This is a genomic window from Armatimonadota bacterium (assembly GCA_035527535.1).
Classification (GTDB): domain Bacteria; phylum Armatimonadota; class Hebobacteria.
The window spans coordinates 1-15716 of sequence record DATLAK010000161.1 but is presented as its reverse complement, the minus strand read 5'-3'; the positions used below and the strand labels follow the sequence as shown (position 1 = coordinate 15716).

General features: G+C 68.5%; 22 protein-coding genes. 4 read left to right on the top strand and 18 right to left on the bottom strand.

What is annotated here, in order from left to right; all coding sequences use genetic code 11:
• Positions 1-273: DUF6785 family protein (locus VM221_11365; protein HUT75415.1), on the bottom strand; the 273-nt coding region annotated here is incomplete at its 3' end.
• 168 nt (positions 274-441) lie between these two features.
• On the opposite strand from VM221_11365, the gene pyrF reads away from it, so the two are divergent.
• Genes pyrF through VM221_11350 form a run of 3 tightly spaced genes read left to right on the top strand, consistent with a single transcriptional unit; the run spans position 442 to position 2108 of the window.
• Complete coding sequence (gene pyrF / locus VM221_11360; protein ID HUT75414.1) at positions 442-1161, top strand: orotidine-5'-phosphate decarboxylase; 720 nt, start codon at positions 442-444, stop codon at positions 1159-1161.
• The gene (gene pyrE / locus VM221_11355; protein HUT75413.1) at positions 1158-1724 is read left to right on the top strand and encodes an orotate phosphoribosyltransferase; all 567 of its coding nucleotides are present in this window, start codon (positions 1158-1160) and stop codon (positions 1722-1724) included. Before pyrF ends, pyrE begins: the two co-directional genes overlap by 4 nt.
• 42 nt (positions 1725-1766) lie before the next feature.
• Positions 1767-2108 (top strand): hypothetical protein, encoded by a 342-nt coding sequence (locus VM221_11350; protein HUT75412.1) that lies wholly within the window; start codon positions 1767-1769, stop codon positions 2106-2108.
• Between the two features lie 106 nt (positions 2109-2214).
• Here VM221_11350 and VM221_11345 read toward each other — a convergent pair whose 3' ends face one another.
• From VM221_11345 to VM221_11265, 17 genes are all read right to left on the bottom strand, one after another.
• Positions 2215-3687, bottom strand: a complete 1473-nt coding sequence (locus VM221_11345) for a sulfatase-like hydrolase/transferase (GenBank protein HUT75411.1) — start codon at positions 3685-3687, stop codon at positions 2215-2217.
• 30 nt (positions 3688-3717) lie between these two features.
• Positions 3718-4473: a nucleotidyltransferase family protein gene (locus VM221_11340; protein ID HUT75410.1), complete on the bottom strand. Its 756-nt coding sequence runs from the start codon at positions 4471-4473 to the stop codon at positions 3718-3720.
• A gap of 81 nt (positions 4474-4554) precedes the next feature.
• Positions 4555-5004: a D-aminoacyl-tRNA deacylase gene (gene dtd / locus VM221_11335; GenBank protein ID HUT75409.1), complete on the bottom strand. Its 450-nt coding sequence runs from the start codon at positions 5002-5004 to the stop codon at positions 4555-4557.
• Entirely contained in the window at positions 5005-5598 is a 594-nt protein-coding gene (yfcE, locus tag VM221_11330) for a phosphodiesterase (GenBank protein HUT75408.1), read from the bottom strand.
• Between the two features lie 79 nt (positions 5599-5677).
• A complete protein-coding gene (locus tag VM221_11325) occupies positions 5678-6922 on the bottom strand; it encodes a trypsin-like peptidase domain-containing protein (protein ID HUT75407.1) in 1245 nt (414 codons plus the stop codon).
• Positions 6922-7401: a 6,7-dimethyl-8-ribityllumazine synthase gene (gene ribE, locus VM221_11320; protein ID HUT75406.1), complete on the bottom strand. Its 480-nt coding sequence runs from the start codon at positions 7399-7401 to the stop codon at positions 6922-6924. Before ribE ends, VM221_11325 begins: the two co-directional genes overlap by 1 nt.
• A 207-nt stretch (positions 7402-7608) precedes the next feature.
• Positions 7609-8808: a bifunctional 3,4-dihydroxy-2-butanone-4-phosphate synthase/GTP cyclohydrolase II gene (locus VM221_11315; GenBank protein ID HUT75405.1), complete on the bottom strand. Its 1200-nt coding sequence runs from the start codon at positions 8806-8808 to the stop codon at positions 7609-7611.
• A gap of 149 nt (positions 8809-8957) precedes the next feature.
• Complete coding sequence (locus VM221_11310) at positions 8958-9611, bottom strand: hypothetical protein (GenBank protein ID HUT75404.1); 654 nt, start codon at positions 9609-9611, stop codon at positions 8958-8960.
• Between the two features lie 97 nt (positions 9612-9708).
• Positions 9709-10404 carry a hypothetical protein gene (locus VM221_11305; protein HUT75403.1) on the bottom strand — a complete coding sequence of 232 codons (696 nt, stop codon included), beginning with the start codon at positions 10402-10404 and terminating at the stop codon, positions 9709-9711.
• 84 nt (positions 10405-10488) lie between these two features.
• A complete protein-coding gene (locus VM221_11300; GenBank protein HUT75402.1) occupies positions 10489-10716 on the bottom strand; it encodes a type II toxin-antitoxin system HicA family toxin in 228 nt (75 codons plus the stop codon).
• The gene (locus VM221_11295; GenBank protein ID HUT75401.1) at positions 10713-10913 is read right to left on the bottom strand and encodes a type II toxin-antitoxin system HicB family antitoxin; all 201 of its coding nucleotides are present in this window, start codon (positions 10911-10913) and stop codon (positions 10713-10715) included. The genes VM221_11300 and VM221_11295 overlap by 4 nt, the downstream gene beginning before the upstream one ends.
• A 91-nt stretch (positions 10914-11004) precedes the next feature.
• A complete protein-coding gene (locus VM221_11290; protein ID HUT75400.1) occupies positions 11005-11208 on the bottom strand; it encodes a hypothetical protein in 204 nt (67 codons plus the stop codon).
• A complete protein-coding gene (locus tag VM221_11285; GenBank protein HUT75399.1) occupies positions 11205-11378 on the bottom strand; it encodes a hypothetical protein in 174 nt (57 codons plus the stop codon). Before VM221_11285 ends, VM221_11290 begins: the two co-directional genes overlap by 4 nt.
• Positions 11369-11881 carry a hypothetical protein gene (locus tag VM221_11280; GenBank protein ID HUT75398.1) on the bottom strand — a complete coding sequence of 171 codons (513 nt, stop codon included), beginning with the start codon at positions 11879-11881 and terminating at the stop codon, positions 11369-11371. Before VM221_11280 ends, VM221_11285 begins: the two co-directional genes overlap by 10 nt.
• 143 nt (positions 11882-12024) lie before the next feature.
• Positions 12025-12687: a riboflavin synthase gene (locus VM221_11275; protein HUT75397.1), complete on the bottom strand. Its 663-nt coding sequence runs from the start codon at positions 12685-12687 to the stop codon at positions 12025-12027.
• Between the two features lie 89 nt (positions 12688-12776).
• Positions 12777-13892, bottom strand: a complete 1116-nt coding sequence (gene ribD, locus VM221_11270) for a bifunctional diaminohydroxyphosphoribosylaminopyrimidine deaminase/5-amino-6-(5-phosphoribosylamino)uracil reductase RibD (GenBank protein ID HUT75396.1) — start codon at positions 13890-13892, stop codon at positions 12777-12779.
• The gene (locus VM221_11265; protein HUT75395.1) at positions 13879-14295 is read right to left on the bottom strand and encodes a hypothetical protein; all 417 of its coding nucleotides are present in this window, start codon (positions 14293-14295) and stop codon (positions 13879-13881) included. Before VM221_11265 ends, ribD begins: the two co-directional genes overlap by 14 nt.
• 222 nt (positions 14296-14517) lie before the next feature.
• Between VM221_11265 and VM221_11260 the strand changes: the two genes are divergently transcribed.
• A complete protein-coding gene (locus VM221_11260; GenBank protein ID HUT75394.1) occupies positions 14518-15699 on the top strand; it encodes a hypothetical protein in 1182 nt (393 codons plus the stop codon).
• Positions 15700-15716 lie beyond the last annotated feature (17 nt).

The window sequence follows — 15716 nt, the reverse complement described above, 5'->3', positions numbered from 1 at the left end:
TGCCGACACCACCATCATGATGTACACCACCAGCAGCTCGCGCCCGCTGAGCGCCCACGCGTGGCGCAGCCGGCGCAGCAGCGTGTTGAGACCGGCGACGAGGAAGAGGAAGAAGAGCACCGGGCCCACGGGAAGGTAGTTGATACCGAGGTTCGATCCCGCCATGACCAGATTGGTGTATGGCGTCGCCACCGCTAGGATGCCGGTGCATGCCAGCCCCAGCAGGATCGCTCGCCAAGTGACACCGCTGGCATTCTGAGCGTTGCGAAACACTGCCATCGCCCTTCGGTGCAGATTTCCGCCGGCTGTATGTTCGGTGGTTGAGTGGGGGAGTCCTTCCCGGGCAGGGCGTCTGCGGCGGCGCGCCGGGCCGGGGGCTCCCGCCGGCAGGCTTCGCGCTCGTTGAAACCACCCGCTGGTCGTGCTATAATCGCGCTGGAGATGGCGCGCGTACATCCGAAGCTCATCACGGCGCTTGATTTCCCCACCCTGCGAGAGGCCGCGCAGATGGCGGAGAAGCTCGCGGGGTTGGTGCAGATGTTCAAGGTCGGCCTCGAGCTTTTCAACGCCGAAGGCCCGCCGGCGCTGCGCGCGATCAGCGACATCGCCGGCGCCGTCTTCTACGACAGCAAGCTCATGGACATACCCAATACCGTGGCCGGGGCGGCCGCGAGCATCGTCAGCGCTCGCGTTGCCATGTTCAATGTGCATGCATCGGGCGGGCGCGAGATGATGCAGGCGGCGGTGCGGGCGGCGGCGGACAAGGCCGCGGAGCTGGAGATCGAGCGCCCCCTGGTGCTGGGCGTGACCGTGCTGACCAGCATGGACGAGGCCGGGATGCGCGAGCTGGGGATCGCGCGCGGGATGCGCGAGCAGGTGCTTGCGCTCGCGCAGATGGCGCGGGAGGCGGGGCTGGACGGGGTGGTGGCCTCGCCTCACGAAATCGCGGACCTCAAGCAGGCGTGCGGCGAGGATTTCGTGGTGGTGACGCCGGGAGTCAGGCCCGACTGGGCCCCCCACGGCGATCAGAAGCGGGTGATGACGCCGCGACAGGCGGCCGCGGCGGGCGCCGACTATGTGGTGGTGGGACGGCCGATCACGCGCGCGCCGGACCCGACCGCGGCAGCGATGCGGGTTTCGCAGGAGCTGGCGAGCGCATGACCGAAGCCGAGGTGCTGCGGATACTCGCGGAGTGCGGAGCGATCCAGGACGGGCACTTCGTCCTCAGCTCGGGGCTGCACAGCGGGCGCTATTTCCAGTGCGCCCAGGTTCTGCAGTATCCGCAGCACACCGCGCGCCTGTGCAAGGAACTGGCCTTGCGCCTCAGGGGGGCGAACGCCCAAGTGGTGGCGGGGCCGGCGTTCGGCGGCATCATCGTCGCCTACGAGCTCGCGCGCCAGCTCGGCGTGCGCGCGGTGTTCGCGGAACGGCAGGAAGGCAAGCTGACCTTCCGCCGCGGGTTCAGCCTCGCGCCGGGAGAGCGCGTTGTCATCGCCGACGATGTCATCACCAAGGGCACCTCGCTGACGGAGAATGCCGACCTGGCGCGTTCCCTGGGGGCCGAGATAGTGGGCGCCGGGGTCATCCTCGATCGCAGCGGCAGCGCCGATTTCGGCCTGCGGCTGGAGGCGTTGGCGCACGCGACGGTGGACAACTACGCCCCCGAGTCGTGCCCCCTGTGCGCGCGCGGTCTGGCGCCGGCGAAGCCGGGATCCAGAATCTAGCCGGATTCGGCACCCCGGAATCCGGGGACGGGCGGCACTGACATGCGCGACGAGATCGAGCGGCTCATAAGCACGCGCATTGACGATCTAGTCAAGCTGGAGCTGGCCCTGTTCTTTCAGCGCAACCCGGGGTGCGTTGACCGCGTGGAGGGCATCGCGCGCCGCGTGCGACGCGATCCGCGCGAGGTGGAGGATGCGCTGTGCGCCCTCGCCGACGGCGGCGTCCTCTCGCGCTTCGAGCTCGGCGGCGGCAAGTACGTTCTCTACGGCTTCACCAGCGACCCCGAGATGCGTTCCCTGCTCGACAGCTTGAGCGCGGCCTATCACGATGACCCCTCCGCGCGCGTCCACATCGTTAAGCGCCTGATGGGCCTGGGCCGGTAGGCCGCCGCGAATGCGTGCTCGCCGCTGCTGGTGATCGCGCCGAGGTCGGATGGATCCGCCCACCGGTGGGACTGGCGCCGCCATCGGGTCGGGCTTCGGCGTTGGGCTACGTGTAGCCGTCAATCCGGGTGTCCGCCCACGGCGTATCCTGGACCAGGAGACCCGCGTCAGGGTTCGCCGGCATCTGGTGGCGAGGGTAGGTCCTCCAGTCATCCCCGTCGAGCGCGTCGGCCTCCCCGGCCGATCGCAGATAGCCGATGATTTGCTCCCGCATTTGCCGTCGGGCCGCTTCGGCGAAGTGGACCTCGGCAAGGTTCCTGCTCTCGAGGGGGTCCTGCTGCCGGTCGAAGAGGTACTCTCGGTTGTCGGGGGCGCTATACGCATACTTCCAGCGCTCGCCGACGATGGTGTAGATTGCCTGGGCAGCGCGTTGGTACTGAGAGTAAACGTACTGGCGCGGGCTGCGTCCGGCCGCGACCGCAGCCAGGTCTTCCCCATCCAGCGGGGTCGAAGGCCCGGGGATATCGGCGGCGGCAAGCATGGTGGGCATGACGTCCACGAGGCTGACCGGGCTGGCGCAGCGCAGGCCCGCGGGGAAACGCCCGGGCAGGCGCGCGAGCATAGGCACCCGCGCGCAGGCGTCATGCATGCTGCGCTTGCCGAAGCAGCGGTAATCCCCCAGCAGCTCCCCGTGATCCGAGGTGAAGATGACGAGGGTGCGCTCCAAGTGCCCGCTTTGCTCCAGCGCCTGCACGATGCGCCCGACCTGGAAGTCAATGAACGAGATGGCGGCGTAGTAGTAGGCCTTGAGGCAGCGCACAAGGTTCTGGTCAAATCCCTGGTCCCGGTACTTGTAGCGGTTCTGCACCCGGTTGATTGCGGTGTGCAGCGCCTCCCAGTCCGCGGGAACGTGGGGCAAGGGCATCAAGGGCGCCCGGTAGAGCTTGTGCCAGGGGCTCGGCGGAGAGAACGGCGGGTGAGGATGAATGAAGCTGCAGAACAGCAGCCAGGGCTGCGGGGAGCCGGCCTGCTCGGTGATGAAGGTTCGAGCCCGATCTCCGACCCACTGGGTGGGATGAAGCTCGGCGGGCATTTGCGCCGGCTGGGGGACGTAGTACATCTCCCCGCGGACCCCGTGCGGGTCACCGATATGGGCGAAGCCGTGCGCCTGCAGGAACTGCAGGTAGTCATCCTCGGCCGGCGCGGCCAGCAGCTCCTCTTGGCGTTCGCGCGCCTGAAACCCCCGCAGGGCGAAACGATCAGGCGTGAAATGACATTTTCCGATCCCGTGGGTGCGGTAGCCGGCCTGCGCCAGGGCCTCCATGAAAGACAGGCGCCCGTCCTCGGGCATGGGGTCCCCGTTGTCATAGCAGCTGCTGCGCTGGGGATACTGCCCGTAGTGGAGCGCGCATCGGGCCGGCACGCAGACCGGCGACGCGGAGAAGGCGCTGGTGAAAGACACGCCCTCGGCGCAGAGGCGATCGAGGTTGGGTGTGCGAATCACCGGGTTGCCAAGCGCATGGATGGTGTCGGCGCGTTGCTGGTCGGTAAAGATCACCAGGACGTTGACATGAGACATGGTTCGGCTCCTTTGGCGACCGTCAACAGGTCACGACAGGTCGAGCGCGCCCGCTTGCGCCAGCCGGACGACGCGCGCCAGGTCGTCGGGCCGGCCCATGTCGGAGCAGAAGCCCGCGAACTCCACCCCGCGAACGTCGTGCCCCGTCTCCACCATGCGCGCGATCCCTTGGGGCAGCTCGTATTCACCGCGCGCTGACGGCGGCAGCTCCTCCAGCACCGGCCACACCGGCGATGTCAGCACCATGACCCCGGCGCTGTTCCAGCGGGTCGCCGAAGCGCCCCGCGGCGGCTTCTCGACCAGGCGGGTAACCCGGTCGCCGTCGCGGTAGATCGCCGCGCCCTCCCAGGGATCCTCCACCGGATTGAGGCCGAGCAGGACCTCGCAGGGGTGCGCCTCGAAGCAGGCGAGCAGCTTGCGGTAGTTGCTGCGCGCGCACAGGATGTCGGCGAAGCTCATCACCAGCGGCGCCGGTGCCAGGTGCCGCTGCGCCAGCAAGGCCGCGGTGGCGGTGCCGGTCGGGCGCTCCTGTCGGCAGTAGCTGATCCGCAGGCCGGCGCCGGCAACGGCGCCGAAGCGCCGCTCTATCTGCTCGCCGAGATGGCCGACGACGACCACCGCGCGCCGGAGGCCGACGTCGGCGAGGCCGCTCAAGACGTGGTGCAGCAGCGGCGCGCCCGCGACCTCCAGCAGCGGCTTGGGCCGCTCACGGGCGACCGCGCCCATGCGCGTCCCTCGGCCCGCAGCCAGTATCATCGCCTGGTCAATCATGAGCCACCGCTCCATCAATTCCGCGCGGCACGCTCCGCATCCTCGGCGAGCACGATCACCGCGAGCGAGGACCGGCGGGATCGCTTCCGGTAGGTCTCAGGCCGTGCGCCGGCTGTCGAGCAGCAGGGTCACCGGGCCGTCGTTGTGAATCTCGACCCGCATGTGCTCGCGGAAGGCCCCGGTCGCGACCGGCAGGCCGGTTGCGCGCAGGCGCTCGACGAGGTGGTTGAAAAGCGGCGCTGCTTGCGCGGGTGGCGCGGCGTCGCTGAAGCTGGGGCGGCGCCCCTTGCGGCAGTCGCCGAGCAGAGTGAAATTGCTCACCGCCAGCAGCGCCCCGCCCACCTCCAGGGCCGACCGGTTGAGCTTGCCCTGCGCGTCCTCGAACACGCGCAAGCCGGCGATCTTGTCGGCCAGGTAGGCGGCGTCCTCCCCCGTGTCGCCGACCTCAACGCCGACCAGCACCACCAGCCCCGGGCCGATTTCGCCCGTCACCGCATCGCCCACGGTCACGCGGGCGCGGGCAACGCGTTGGATGATCGCGCGCACTCAGCCGCGCCCCCGCCTGCGGCGCGCGAGCGGGCTCTCCATCAGCACGCGGCCTTCCAGGGTAACGATGCGGGCGACGTCGTCCTCGATGATGCCCACCGTGGGCTGGGGCTTGCCGGCGTGCGACTTGGGCAGCGACGGACTGCCGGGGTTCACGAGTAGGGCGCCCCCGGCCCGCTCCAGCAGCGCAACGTGGGTATGCCCGGACACCAGCACGTCGAGGCTGTACCGCTCGGCGAGGCTCGCCATGCCCGGCACGGGGTCCTCGAGGCCGAACTCGGTGCCGTGGGTGACCATGATGCGCAGGCCCTCGATCACGATCAGGGCGTAGGGCGCCTGGACGGGGAAGTCCAGCACGAGCTGATCCACCTCGGAATCACAATTGCCGCGGGCGATGACGACCGGCGCCGGAGCGTGGTTGATCAGCTCCGCCAGCTCGGGCGGCCCATAAGCGGCGGTCAGCGGGTTGCGGGGGCCGTGATAGAGGAGGTCGCCCGCGTGCAGGATCAAGCCGGCCCCGGCAAAGGGCCCCTCCACCGCCGCCCGCCAGCCGCGCGTATCGCCGTGGGTGTCGCTGATGACGCCGATTCTCATGCTCGATAGCCCCTCGCAACCGGGACCGCGCGCGCACCGCCCGCTGCGCGGACACCCCGACGGGTCGCGGTGCTCCGGCTCATGAGCCCGGCGGCGCGGGCGCTTCTTCGGTCACGATCGGCATGACGTGCTGCGACCACCCGTCGCGCGTCGGCCGCCAGATGCGGAGGTTGAGCCTGGAGCCGACGGGTGCGGTGACAATGATCTGCAGCGCCTGGTCCACGTCCATGATCTGCGTATCGTCAATCTGCACAATGGTGTCGTAGCGGCGCAAGCCGGAGCGAGCGGCCGGGGCGCCCGCGGTGACCTCGCTGACGATGGCGCCGTGGTCGGTGGGCAGCCGGTGCTGGCGGGCGAGCTGCGGGGTGACGATGGTGCGGGCGAAGCTGATCCCGATCCAGGAGCGGCTGACGCGCCCGCGGGCGATGAGGTCGCCGATGACGCGCTTGGCGCTGTTGACGGGGGTGGCGAAGCCGATGGGCGCGGCTTCGGAGGCGACGTAGATGGCGGTGTTGATGCCGATGACGGCGCCGTTCTCGTCCACCAGCGGCCCGCCGGAGTTGCCGCGATTGATGTAGGCGTCGGTCTGGATGAGGTCCTCGTAGCGCCGCCGCTCCTCCTGGACGTAGATCGGGCGCCCCAGGGCGCTGACGACGCCGACGGTTACGGTGTGCTGAAGGCCGAAGGGGTTGCCGATCGCCACCACCCAGTCGCCCGGCTCGACGGTCGAGGAATCGCCGAGCACCGCCGGCTTGAGGTTGCTCTCGTCTATGTGGAGCACGGCGAGGTCGGAAGGCCGGTCGGCGCCCACCACCCGCGCGTCGAACTGGCGGCCGTCGGCGAGGGTCGCCACGATGCGCTGCGCGTTCTCGATCACGTGCTGGTTGGTGAGGATGTAGCCGTCGCCGCGGATGATCAAGCCGGAGGCGCTGCCCGCGCGCGGGACGATCTCCTCGAAGGGATCGCGGCCCAGGAAGTCGCCGAAGAGGCCGCCCCCGAAGGGAGACACGCGCTCCCGGACTTGCGTGTCAATGTTGACGACGCTGGGAATGACGGCGCGCGCGATGGGAGCGAATGACCCCGGGCCCGCCCGCTCGGGCGCCGCCGCCAGCACCTGGGGCATCCGCGACCACGCCCATTCGCCGCGCGGCGACGTCAGCCGCACGGCGGCGAGCCCGCCGACGAACCCCGCCGCCACCGCCCCGATGATGACGTAGGTCAGCTTGGCGCCGCGAGGTGCGCTGGTGTCCGGCATGAGATGGGCTGCGGGGGCGCGGGCGCCATCGCCGGCCCCGCCGCGCCGCCGCGGGATGTGAATTCGCATTACTTCCCCTTGCGCGGCAGGGCGCGCATGAGGTTGGCCATCTCCATGGCGCTGACGGCGGCGTCGAAGCCGCGGTTGCCGGACTTGGTGCCGGCGCGCTCGACCGCCTGCTCGATGGTGTCGGCGGTGACGATGCCATAGATCACCGGCACGCCGCTCTTCAGGCCCGCCTGGGCGATGCCCTTGGCGGCTTCGGCGGCGACGTACTCGAAATGGGGCGTTGCGCCGCGGATGACCGCGCCCAGGCAGATGACGGCGTCATACTTGCCGCTGTCGGCCAGCTTCTGCGCCACCAGCGGGATCTCGAACGAGCCGGGCGCCCAGGCGACCTCGATTTGCTCCGTTTGCGCGCCGTGGCGCTGCAGCGCGTCCATCGCCCCGCCCAGCAGCTTGCCGGTAATGAACTCGTTGAAGCGGCCGACGACGATGGCGAAGTTCAACCCCTCCGCCGTCAGCTTTCCCTCGTAGGTTTTCGGCATGTCGCTATCCTTTCGCCGCGGATTGACGCGGATGAACACGGATATGCAAATATGATGGGACATGTAATCGGCCGCATTTGCCTATCGCAGTCCTATGTAGGGGCCGGGCTCTGCCCCGGCCCGTTCGCGGGCCGATCAGGAGATCGGCCCCTACGTCCCAATTCGCGCGCGTCCGTGTCAATCCGCAGCTCATTCCCTCCGCTGCCTCTACTCCACCTCTAGTTGGTGCCCGAGCTTGTCGCGCTTCGTGCGCAGGTAAGGCGCGTTTTGCGCGGTCGGCGGCACCGCCAACGGCACCTGCTCGATAATCGTCAAGCCGTACCCCTCGAGCCCCACCAGCTTCTTCGGGTTGTTGGTCATGAGCCGGATGTGCTTGACCCCCAGGTCCACCAGCACCTGCGCGCCGATGCCGTAGTCACGCAAGTCCGCGGGGAACCCCAGCAGCTCATTAGCTTCGACGGTGTCGTGGCCGCAGTCCTGCAGCTCATAGGCCCGCAGCTTGTTCAACAGACCGATGCCGCGCCCCTCCTGGTGCACGTACAACAGCACCCCCCGCCCCTCCTCCTGGATCATGCGCAGCGCCAGCTCTAGCTGCGCCCCGCAGTCGCAGCGGCGAGAGTGAAAGACGTCGCCCGTGACGCAGCTCGAGTGCACGCGCACCAGGGTGCCGTCCCGGGTGACGTCGCCGAGGGTCAGCGCGAGGTAGGGATTCGTGTCCACCAGCGACTCGTAGGCGTGCGCGGTGAAATCGCCGAAAGGCGTCGGCAGGGCGGTGGTGGCGAGGCGGCGCACGAGCTTCTCGGTGCGCCGGCGGTACTGGATGAGGTCGGCGATGGTGATAAGCTTGAAGCCGTGATCGGCGCCGAAGCGCTCCAGCTCGGGCAGGCGCGCCATGCCGCCGTCGGGGTTCTTGATCTCGCAGATGGTGGCGGCGGGGCGCAGGCCCGCGAGGCGGGCGAGGTCAAGCGCGGCCTCGGTGTGACCCGAGCGGTGGAGCACCCCGCCGGGCTCGGCCATCAACGGCTGGACGTGGCCGGGGCGCACGAAGTCGTCGGCGTGGGCCTTGGGGTCGGCGAGCTTGCGGATGGTGGCGGCCTGGTCGGCGGCGGAGATGCCCGTCGTGGTGACGCCCTTGGCGTCCACGGTGACAGTGAAGGCGGTGTGATAGCGCTCGGTGTTATCGGCCACCATCAGGGGGATCTCGAGCTGCTGCAGCCGCCCTCGCTCCATGGGCACGCACAACATGCCGCGGGCATGCGTCTCCAGGAAATTGACCGTCGCGGGGGTGATGAACTCGGCGGCCATGATGAGGTCGCCCTCGTTCTCGCGGTCCTCGTCATCCACCACGATCACGAAATTGCCGGCGGCGGTCTCCGCCACCGCTTCTTCGATGGTTGCGAAGGGCATGGGTTACCTCGGCTTCCCTGGGCCGCGCACAGACACGGATGAACGCGGATGACGTACCCCACATTATATCCTGAAACGCGCGGCCGCGGGACGCGCGGCGCTGACAACCAGAGGGCGCGCCGGCGGGGGATGACCGGTCCCCGTGCCTGTCAACGCGCCGCGCACTCGGCGTGGCTCAGGCTGTCCGCAACTCTCCGGTCTAGACCGGCGGGACCGATGATCCGTCCGAAAACGAGGGGCAGAACGGCCCACCCCACATGCACTGGCAATCCAATGGCCATCAGCAGCCCCATTACGCCCCCGCAGAAAAAGGCCAGATTGGAAAGCGCGTGCCTCGCCCAGAGATAAATGCGTACCGACCAAGGGATGTCCGCGGAGCGCCGGACCAGCGTGGCCCAGTGACCTCTCTGAAACGGAGGCGGCGCGAACGACGACAGGCGATTCCCAGGCGGCCCCAGGATGCTGAAGGAGGCTGCGATTCCCAGCGCCCCCATGACGGCCACGACGGAGAACACCGCGAGCCAAACGAGGAATGCGAGTATGCCCAGGCGCAGTTCGACGGTCTCCCTCACCGCCTGGGGGTAGTGTGCCAGCCTCGAGTAGAAGAGGCTCTCGATGCGAGGCGCGCCAACAGTGACGCCCGCGACGGCGCCAAGGACGACCACGCATCCAACTGCTTGCGCGAGGCTCACCTCTTTGCGCCGGACGTCGAGCACCAGGAGGACGACGATGGCGATTCCGCACGCCACCGCAAGGGCGGCGAGAGTGATCGTAGCACCCTGGCTGTGCCATGGGCTCGTCACACGTGCCTCTGTAGCAAGGGCGTTCCGACGGCCATCACAGATACCCATCCTCCCCGAGCTGGTCGAGGCCCACTCGGTTCAGGTCAATGGGCGCGTTCTACGCGGATGCGGCAGGGTCTGGCGCCTCCGCCTGCGACTGCCGCGCCAGGCGGCGCGCCCGCGCATCGTAGAACGACAACTGCGACAGCACCAGACAGTAAGACAGCGGGAAGGCCATGTGAAACAACCACCACCCGCCTAAGACACCTGGGCCCTGGGTCAGCCCCAAGGTAAGCCCCAAGACAATGGCGCCAAAGTAGAGGAGCAGCCCTGCCATCACCAGACTCCCGAACCACACTTGAATTCGAGCCCATAAGGTGAGCTTGTCCCAGTGCTCGACGATGTTGGGGTATCCGCGAGAGAACACCATCAAGCGTAGAGCCCCGCCCCGGCGCAACCGCGGCAGCATGGCGAACGATCCGACGATCATCTCCAGCCCTAGGACGATCACGGCGCACGCTATCGCCGCCATGACCGCGTGGGACATCCAATGGAGGCCCGAGGATATTCGCCCACGCACGGGGAGCGGGTAGCGCGCAAGGAAAGGATGCAGCGCGCCGCTCTCGAACGCCATGGCCAGGAACATCAGCCCCATGGTGATGGCTCCGGCGAGGGCCCCGACCGCCAGCCACGGGCTTGCCTCTCTCCGCCGCACGCTGATCAGCACCAGCACGAAGACGCCGAGCAGCGCCGCTACCGCCACCAGACCGAAGATAAGAGCCGGCATGGGGCTGCGCCAGGGTGCTTCGTTCACAAGTACCCCTCCTCCCCCAACATCTCGAGGGTCAAGCGGTTACGATCACCGGGTACGCGGCACTTCACTCCCGGACTTGGTGGATCACAGTAACCTATGGAACTGATCGAGATCAAGCCGCGCCTGCTTGAGAATATGCGACAGCGTCGAACGTTTGACCGGCCGGTGCGCAGGAACCGTCAGTCTGAGTACTTCGCCGGCCACCGTCTTCTGCAGACGGATATGGCTGCCGCGCTGTCTGATTCCGGTCCAGCCGTCTCGCTCAAGCGCACGGATGATCTCGACGTAGCTCAGGCTTGGGACCCTGGTCAAAGGGTCAGTTCCTTGACCAAGCTGCCTTCCGCCGGGGCGGTGTCATCAAGGGGCTCCAGGTAAAGCTCGATGGCCTCGCGCGCGTTGCGCATGGCCTCGTCAATCGTTTCGCCCTCGCTGATACATCCCGGGAGCGCGGGCACCAGTGCCGTGTATCCGCCTTCCTCGCTGGGCTTCAGGACGACCTTGAATACCATGTCAATGGGACTCCATCCTGGAAATCCATCCTTGCCGCTGATTAGATTATATCATGCTTGATGACGAACCGGGCGACACAGACGCGGGGGCCTACTTGCGCCCAAACAGGTTTGCAGCGCCCACTGCGAACGCCAGTGCAATTGTCGCCACAACAACGACCGCGATATACCAGCCGGGAATGCGATCATGCCATCCGATCTCGCCGCCGCGGACACGTCGTAAACGCATGTGGGCAAGCGTCAGCACGGCGACCCAGGCCGCATAGGCGGCAGCCTTGAGAACGTCCGGTGTCACAGGTATCCCTCCTCCCCCAGCTTTTCGAGGGTGATCTGGTCCACGTCAACGGGCTCGCCGGATTCGGTGGCGCGAGCTTGCAGCAGCCGCTCGAGGTAGCGCGCCAGCGCGTTCACGGCGAGCCAGGCGACCAGGGCGGTGCTTTTGATGACCTCCGGCGTCATATGCACTCGTCCGCCGGAGGCTTCCCGACGGGCTGGCGCGCAGCGATGCGCCGATCGCTGCGCGCTGGACCCAAGAGCAGAATGACGACCATGCCTACGAGCAGGTGGGGCCACAGAGCCGCCTTCGGCAGGCCCAGGGTCATGAGCATCCCCACGCCGGCGGTGAGCATCAGCGCAACGCCGAAAAGCACGTGGCGCAGCCAGATCACGCCCCGCTGCTTTGCCGACAGGTGCTGCCGTGCAGCGACGATTGCCCAGAACTCCTCCGCGAACGGACCTAGAACCGGAATGACCGGATGCGGGGCGGCGCGATCCGTCCAACCCAGGACGGCAAACGATGCGCTGAACGCCCAGGCGCCAGTCAGTCCCAGCAGCGCGAAGGCGGAGAACCAGAACAGAAACACTACCAGATTCGCCCGCGACACCGCGACGGCCTGTGCCTGGCTGGGCATCGCTGCCATCACGGGGGCCGCGACCCTCGCGAGTAGGGCGATGAATCCAAGGATCATGAATATGACCGCCCAAGTCACGGCTTCATGGCGCCAGCCCCACCCTTGCTTCCCCGTAATTGGGCGCAGCGCCACTTCCAGGAGGACAAACAAAGCTATGGCGCCTGCAGCCACGAAGGTCCAGCCAGTCTGTGTCTCTGGCATCACAGATACCCCTCCTCCCCCAGCTTTTCGAGGGTGATCTGGTCCACGTCAACGGTCTCGCCGGATTCGCTGGCGCGAGCTTGCAGCAACCGCTCGAGGTAGCGCGCCAGCAGGTCGCCTTCGAGGTTGACCTCGGCGCCGGGGCGCAGGTCGCCCAGGGTCGTGTTCTCCAGCGTGTGCCGCACCAGGGAGACGGTGAACGATGCCGCGGCCGCCTCGGCGATGGTCAGGCTGACCCCATCCACCGCTACCGACCCCCGGGGGGCCAGGTAGGGCTGCACCGCCCGCGGCGCCAAAATGCTCAGCAGCACCGAGTCACCCTTCTCCTCGCGCGCGGTGACACTGCCGACACCGTCCACATGCCCGGCCACCAGGTGCCCGCCGACGAAATCGCTCAGCGTCAACGGCAGCTCCAGGTTGACTCGCGCGCCGGGACGCAGCGCGCCCAGCGTGGTCTTGGCTGCCGTTTCCGCCATGACGGAGGCGACAAAGGCGGCGCCCTCGATGCGCTCGGCGGTCAGGCAGACACCGCTGACGGCGACGCTATCGCCCGGGCGCAAGCGCGGCGCGGTCTGGGGCGCGCGGATGGTGATATTCAGCCCCTGCGCTTGCCGCGAGACGCTGCCAACGACGCCGATCTCGGTTATGATGCCGGTGAACATGTTGCTTCTGCGTAGGGGCCGGGCTCCGACCCGGCCCGCTTTCGCTCGCCGGGTCGCTCAGCAGAGCGACCCCTACGGGAAGGGTGGCTCTACCCGCGGCTTCCTCCGCCCAGATACCCTTCGATCATGAAGTCGTCGCCGAGGCGGCGGCAGCGCATGTCCCGCACCTGCCATGCCCCCTCGACGGCGGCGACCCCGGCGCCCCCGACCGCGGTGCGCGCCTCGGCCCCGCCGATGATCTTCGGCGCGACAAACAGGACGAGCTTGTCCGCCAGCCGCTGCTCGACGAACGACGCCGAGATCTCGCCTCCCCCCTCGACCAGGAGACTTGCCACCTCGCGGCGGCCGAGCTCATCGAGCAGCGCCGCCAGGTCCACCCGCCCGTACCACTGCGGCAAGACCAGTACCTGCGCGCCGGCGTCGCCCAGCGCCCGAACCTCCTGCGCGCGCGCCCGCTCGGTGACGGCGATCAGCGCCGGCCGCTTGCCGCTGGACATCAGCAGCGCCTGCGGCGGCGTGCGCGCCGAGCTGTCGCACACCACCCGCAGCGGCTCGCGCCGCAACCGCACGTGGCGGACGGTCAACTCCGGATCGTCCGCGATCAGGGTCTGCACCCCCACCAGTATAGCATCGCTGTCGCGGCGCAGGCGATGGGTCATGGCGCGAGCGGGCTGGCCGGTGATCCACCGCGAGTCGCCGGTGCGGGTGGCGATCTTACCATCCAGGCTGGTCGCGATCTTCAGCGTGACGAAGGGCCGGCCGGTGGTGATATACTTGCGATAGGCCTCATTCAGCCGGTTCTCGTGCTCCCGCAGCAGGCTTGCGGCGACCTCGATCCCGGCCTGGCGCAGGGCCGTGATCCCGCGGCCGGCGACGCGCGGGTTGGGGTCCTCCGAGGCGATCACCACGCGCGCGACCCCGGCGGCGATGACCCGCGGCGCGCACGGGGGCGTGCGGCCGTGATGAACGCACGGCTCCAGGGTCAGGTACAACGTCGCCCCCCGCGCTCCGTCTCCGGCGCGCTCGAGGGCGACGATCTCGGCGTGGGCGCTGCCGGGGCCCCGGTGATGCCCCTCGCCTACGACTTCACCGCCGGCGACGACGACCGCGCCGACCATGGGGTTGGGGCCGGTCCATCCGCGGCCCCGGGCCGCCAGGCGCAGCGCCTGGCGCATGAACCGCTCATCGGGATCAAGCGCGCTCATCGGGGGTATCCGCGTCATTCCCCCCGCGCTCGCGGCGGATGCGCTCGGCGAGGGTGCGGGCGAAATCCCGCCATAGGGCATTCTCGTGCTCGCGCCGATGCTCCTCGACGTGGCGCACGTCCACCAGCGCCACGTATATGAGGGCGATGGCGGCAACCAGGCACCCCAGCCACCAGGCGATAAAGAACCCGGGCCGCCCGGCGGGGGAGCGCAGGCCCAGGAGGTAGAGGCCGAGGAAGATCGCCGTCAGCAGCGCCAGCAGGATGATCCCGCCCACCATCCGCAGCGCCACTTGCCGCCCCGAGATGAGGGTGCGGTGCGCGCGCCACTGCTGGAGCTCGACCAGCATGAGGATGATGACTCCGATGCCCAGCGCCGGCAGCAAGACGGCTAGGATCTCCATGGCGCGACTTCCCGACGCAGAGTGATGGTGTCACGCACCGGACACGCGCCGGTGCCGCCATTCACCTTCGGCCGCGGTCATAATAGCACACGGTCGGGGGCAGGACAAGCGAGGCGGTGTCGGCCGTGTCGGCCGCCGGGACCGCGCGGCGGCGCCGGTGGGGGGAGGCAAGCGGCCGGTTTGCAGGGGGGCTGGGGGATGGTACAATGTCGGCGAGGAGTCATGGCAACTCGCATCGAGCTCAAGCCGCGCAAGACGTCCGTGCCCACGAGCGTATCGGCATTGGGCATCTACTTGCTCGACCGGGCGCTCGTCGTCGCCGCCGTCGCCGTGGTGGGGGCGGTCTTCTATCTCCTGGCCGGGCTGGTTTCCGGCGGGGTGGCGGCGTTTCCACAGGACCGGTCGGGGGTGGCGTTACCGGCGGCGGCGCGGGCGCATTTCCTGGACGCCATCCGCACCGCCCTCATCGTTTTCATGGCGGGGCTGTGGGGCGTCACCGTCGTCAGCATTTTCCGCTTTCGCGAGAACGACGTAGCAGGCTACGTCGGGGGCGTGGGCGGCGCCCTGTGCTACTTCGGGCTGCCGTGGCTGGTGAGCGCCTCCATGATGCGCGACTACGCCAACCCCAATCAGGCGAGCGACCTCATGTTGGCGGGGTTCCGGCTCGCGGGCAAGGTGCTGCTGCTGATCACCGCCGTCCATTTCGCGGGCAAGATGGTGGCGCGTATCGCGAATCGCCCGAGCCGCGTGCGCTCGTCCGCGCCGACCATCATCGCAACCAGGACCACGGAGCAGTCTGCGGACGCCCCGCCGCGCCCGCCGCGCCGCTCGCTCCTGCGCAAGTGCTGGGAGCTATCTTTGTGCCGCGAGAACCTGCGCGAGAACTGCCCCAGCTACAAGCTGCGCACCACCTGCTGGAAGCGCGGCACGGGCTGTCAGTGCGACCCGGTCTTGGCGCAGCACCTGATCCAAGACCTGGAGGCGCGCCTGCGCGGGACGCTGCCCGAGAACGAGCGCCTGGCGCGCGAGCGTATGAAGGAACAACTCAGCTACCGCGTCGCCACCCACCAGGGCGAGTCGTACTGCCGCGAGTGTCCGATCTATGGCGAGCATCAGCACTACAAGTATCGCGCGTTCTACTGGATCGCCTATCCCATCACCGCGGGGATCATGGTGGCGCTGTTGCCGCAGATCAACCGTGCTTACCACTGGCTGGACGTCACCCTTGCCGCGATGCTCAGCTCGCTCTCCATGCTCCCCACAAGCGAGGACGCCTTGCGACCGCTGCTGCGCACGGTCTATCATTTCAACGGCGAGTACATCTTCATCGCCTCCGTCGCCCTGATTATCGCGGCGTACCTGCTCGACACCGTGGACTACGCTGTCTTCCAGGCGAAGCTGTGACCCCGCGCGGGCTCGAC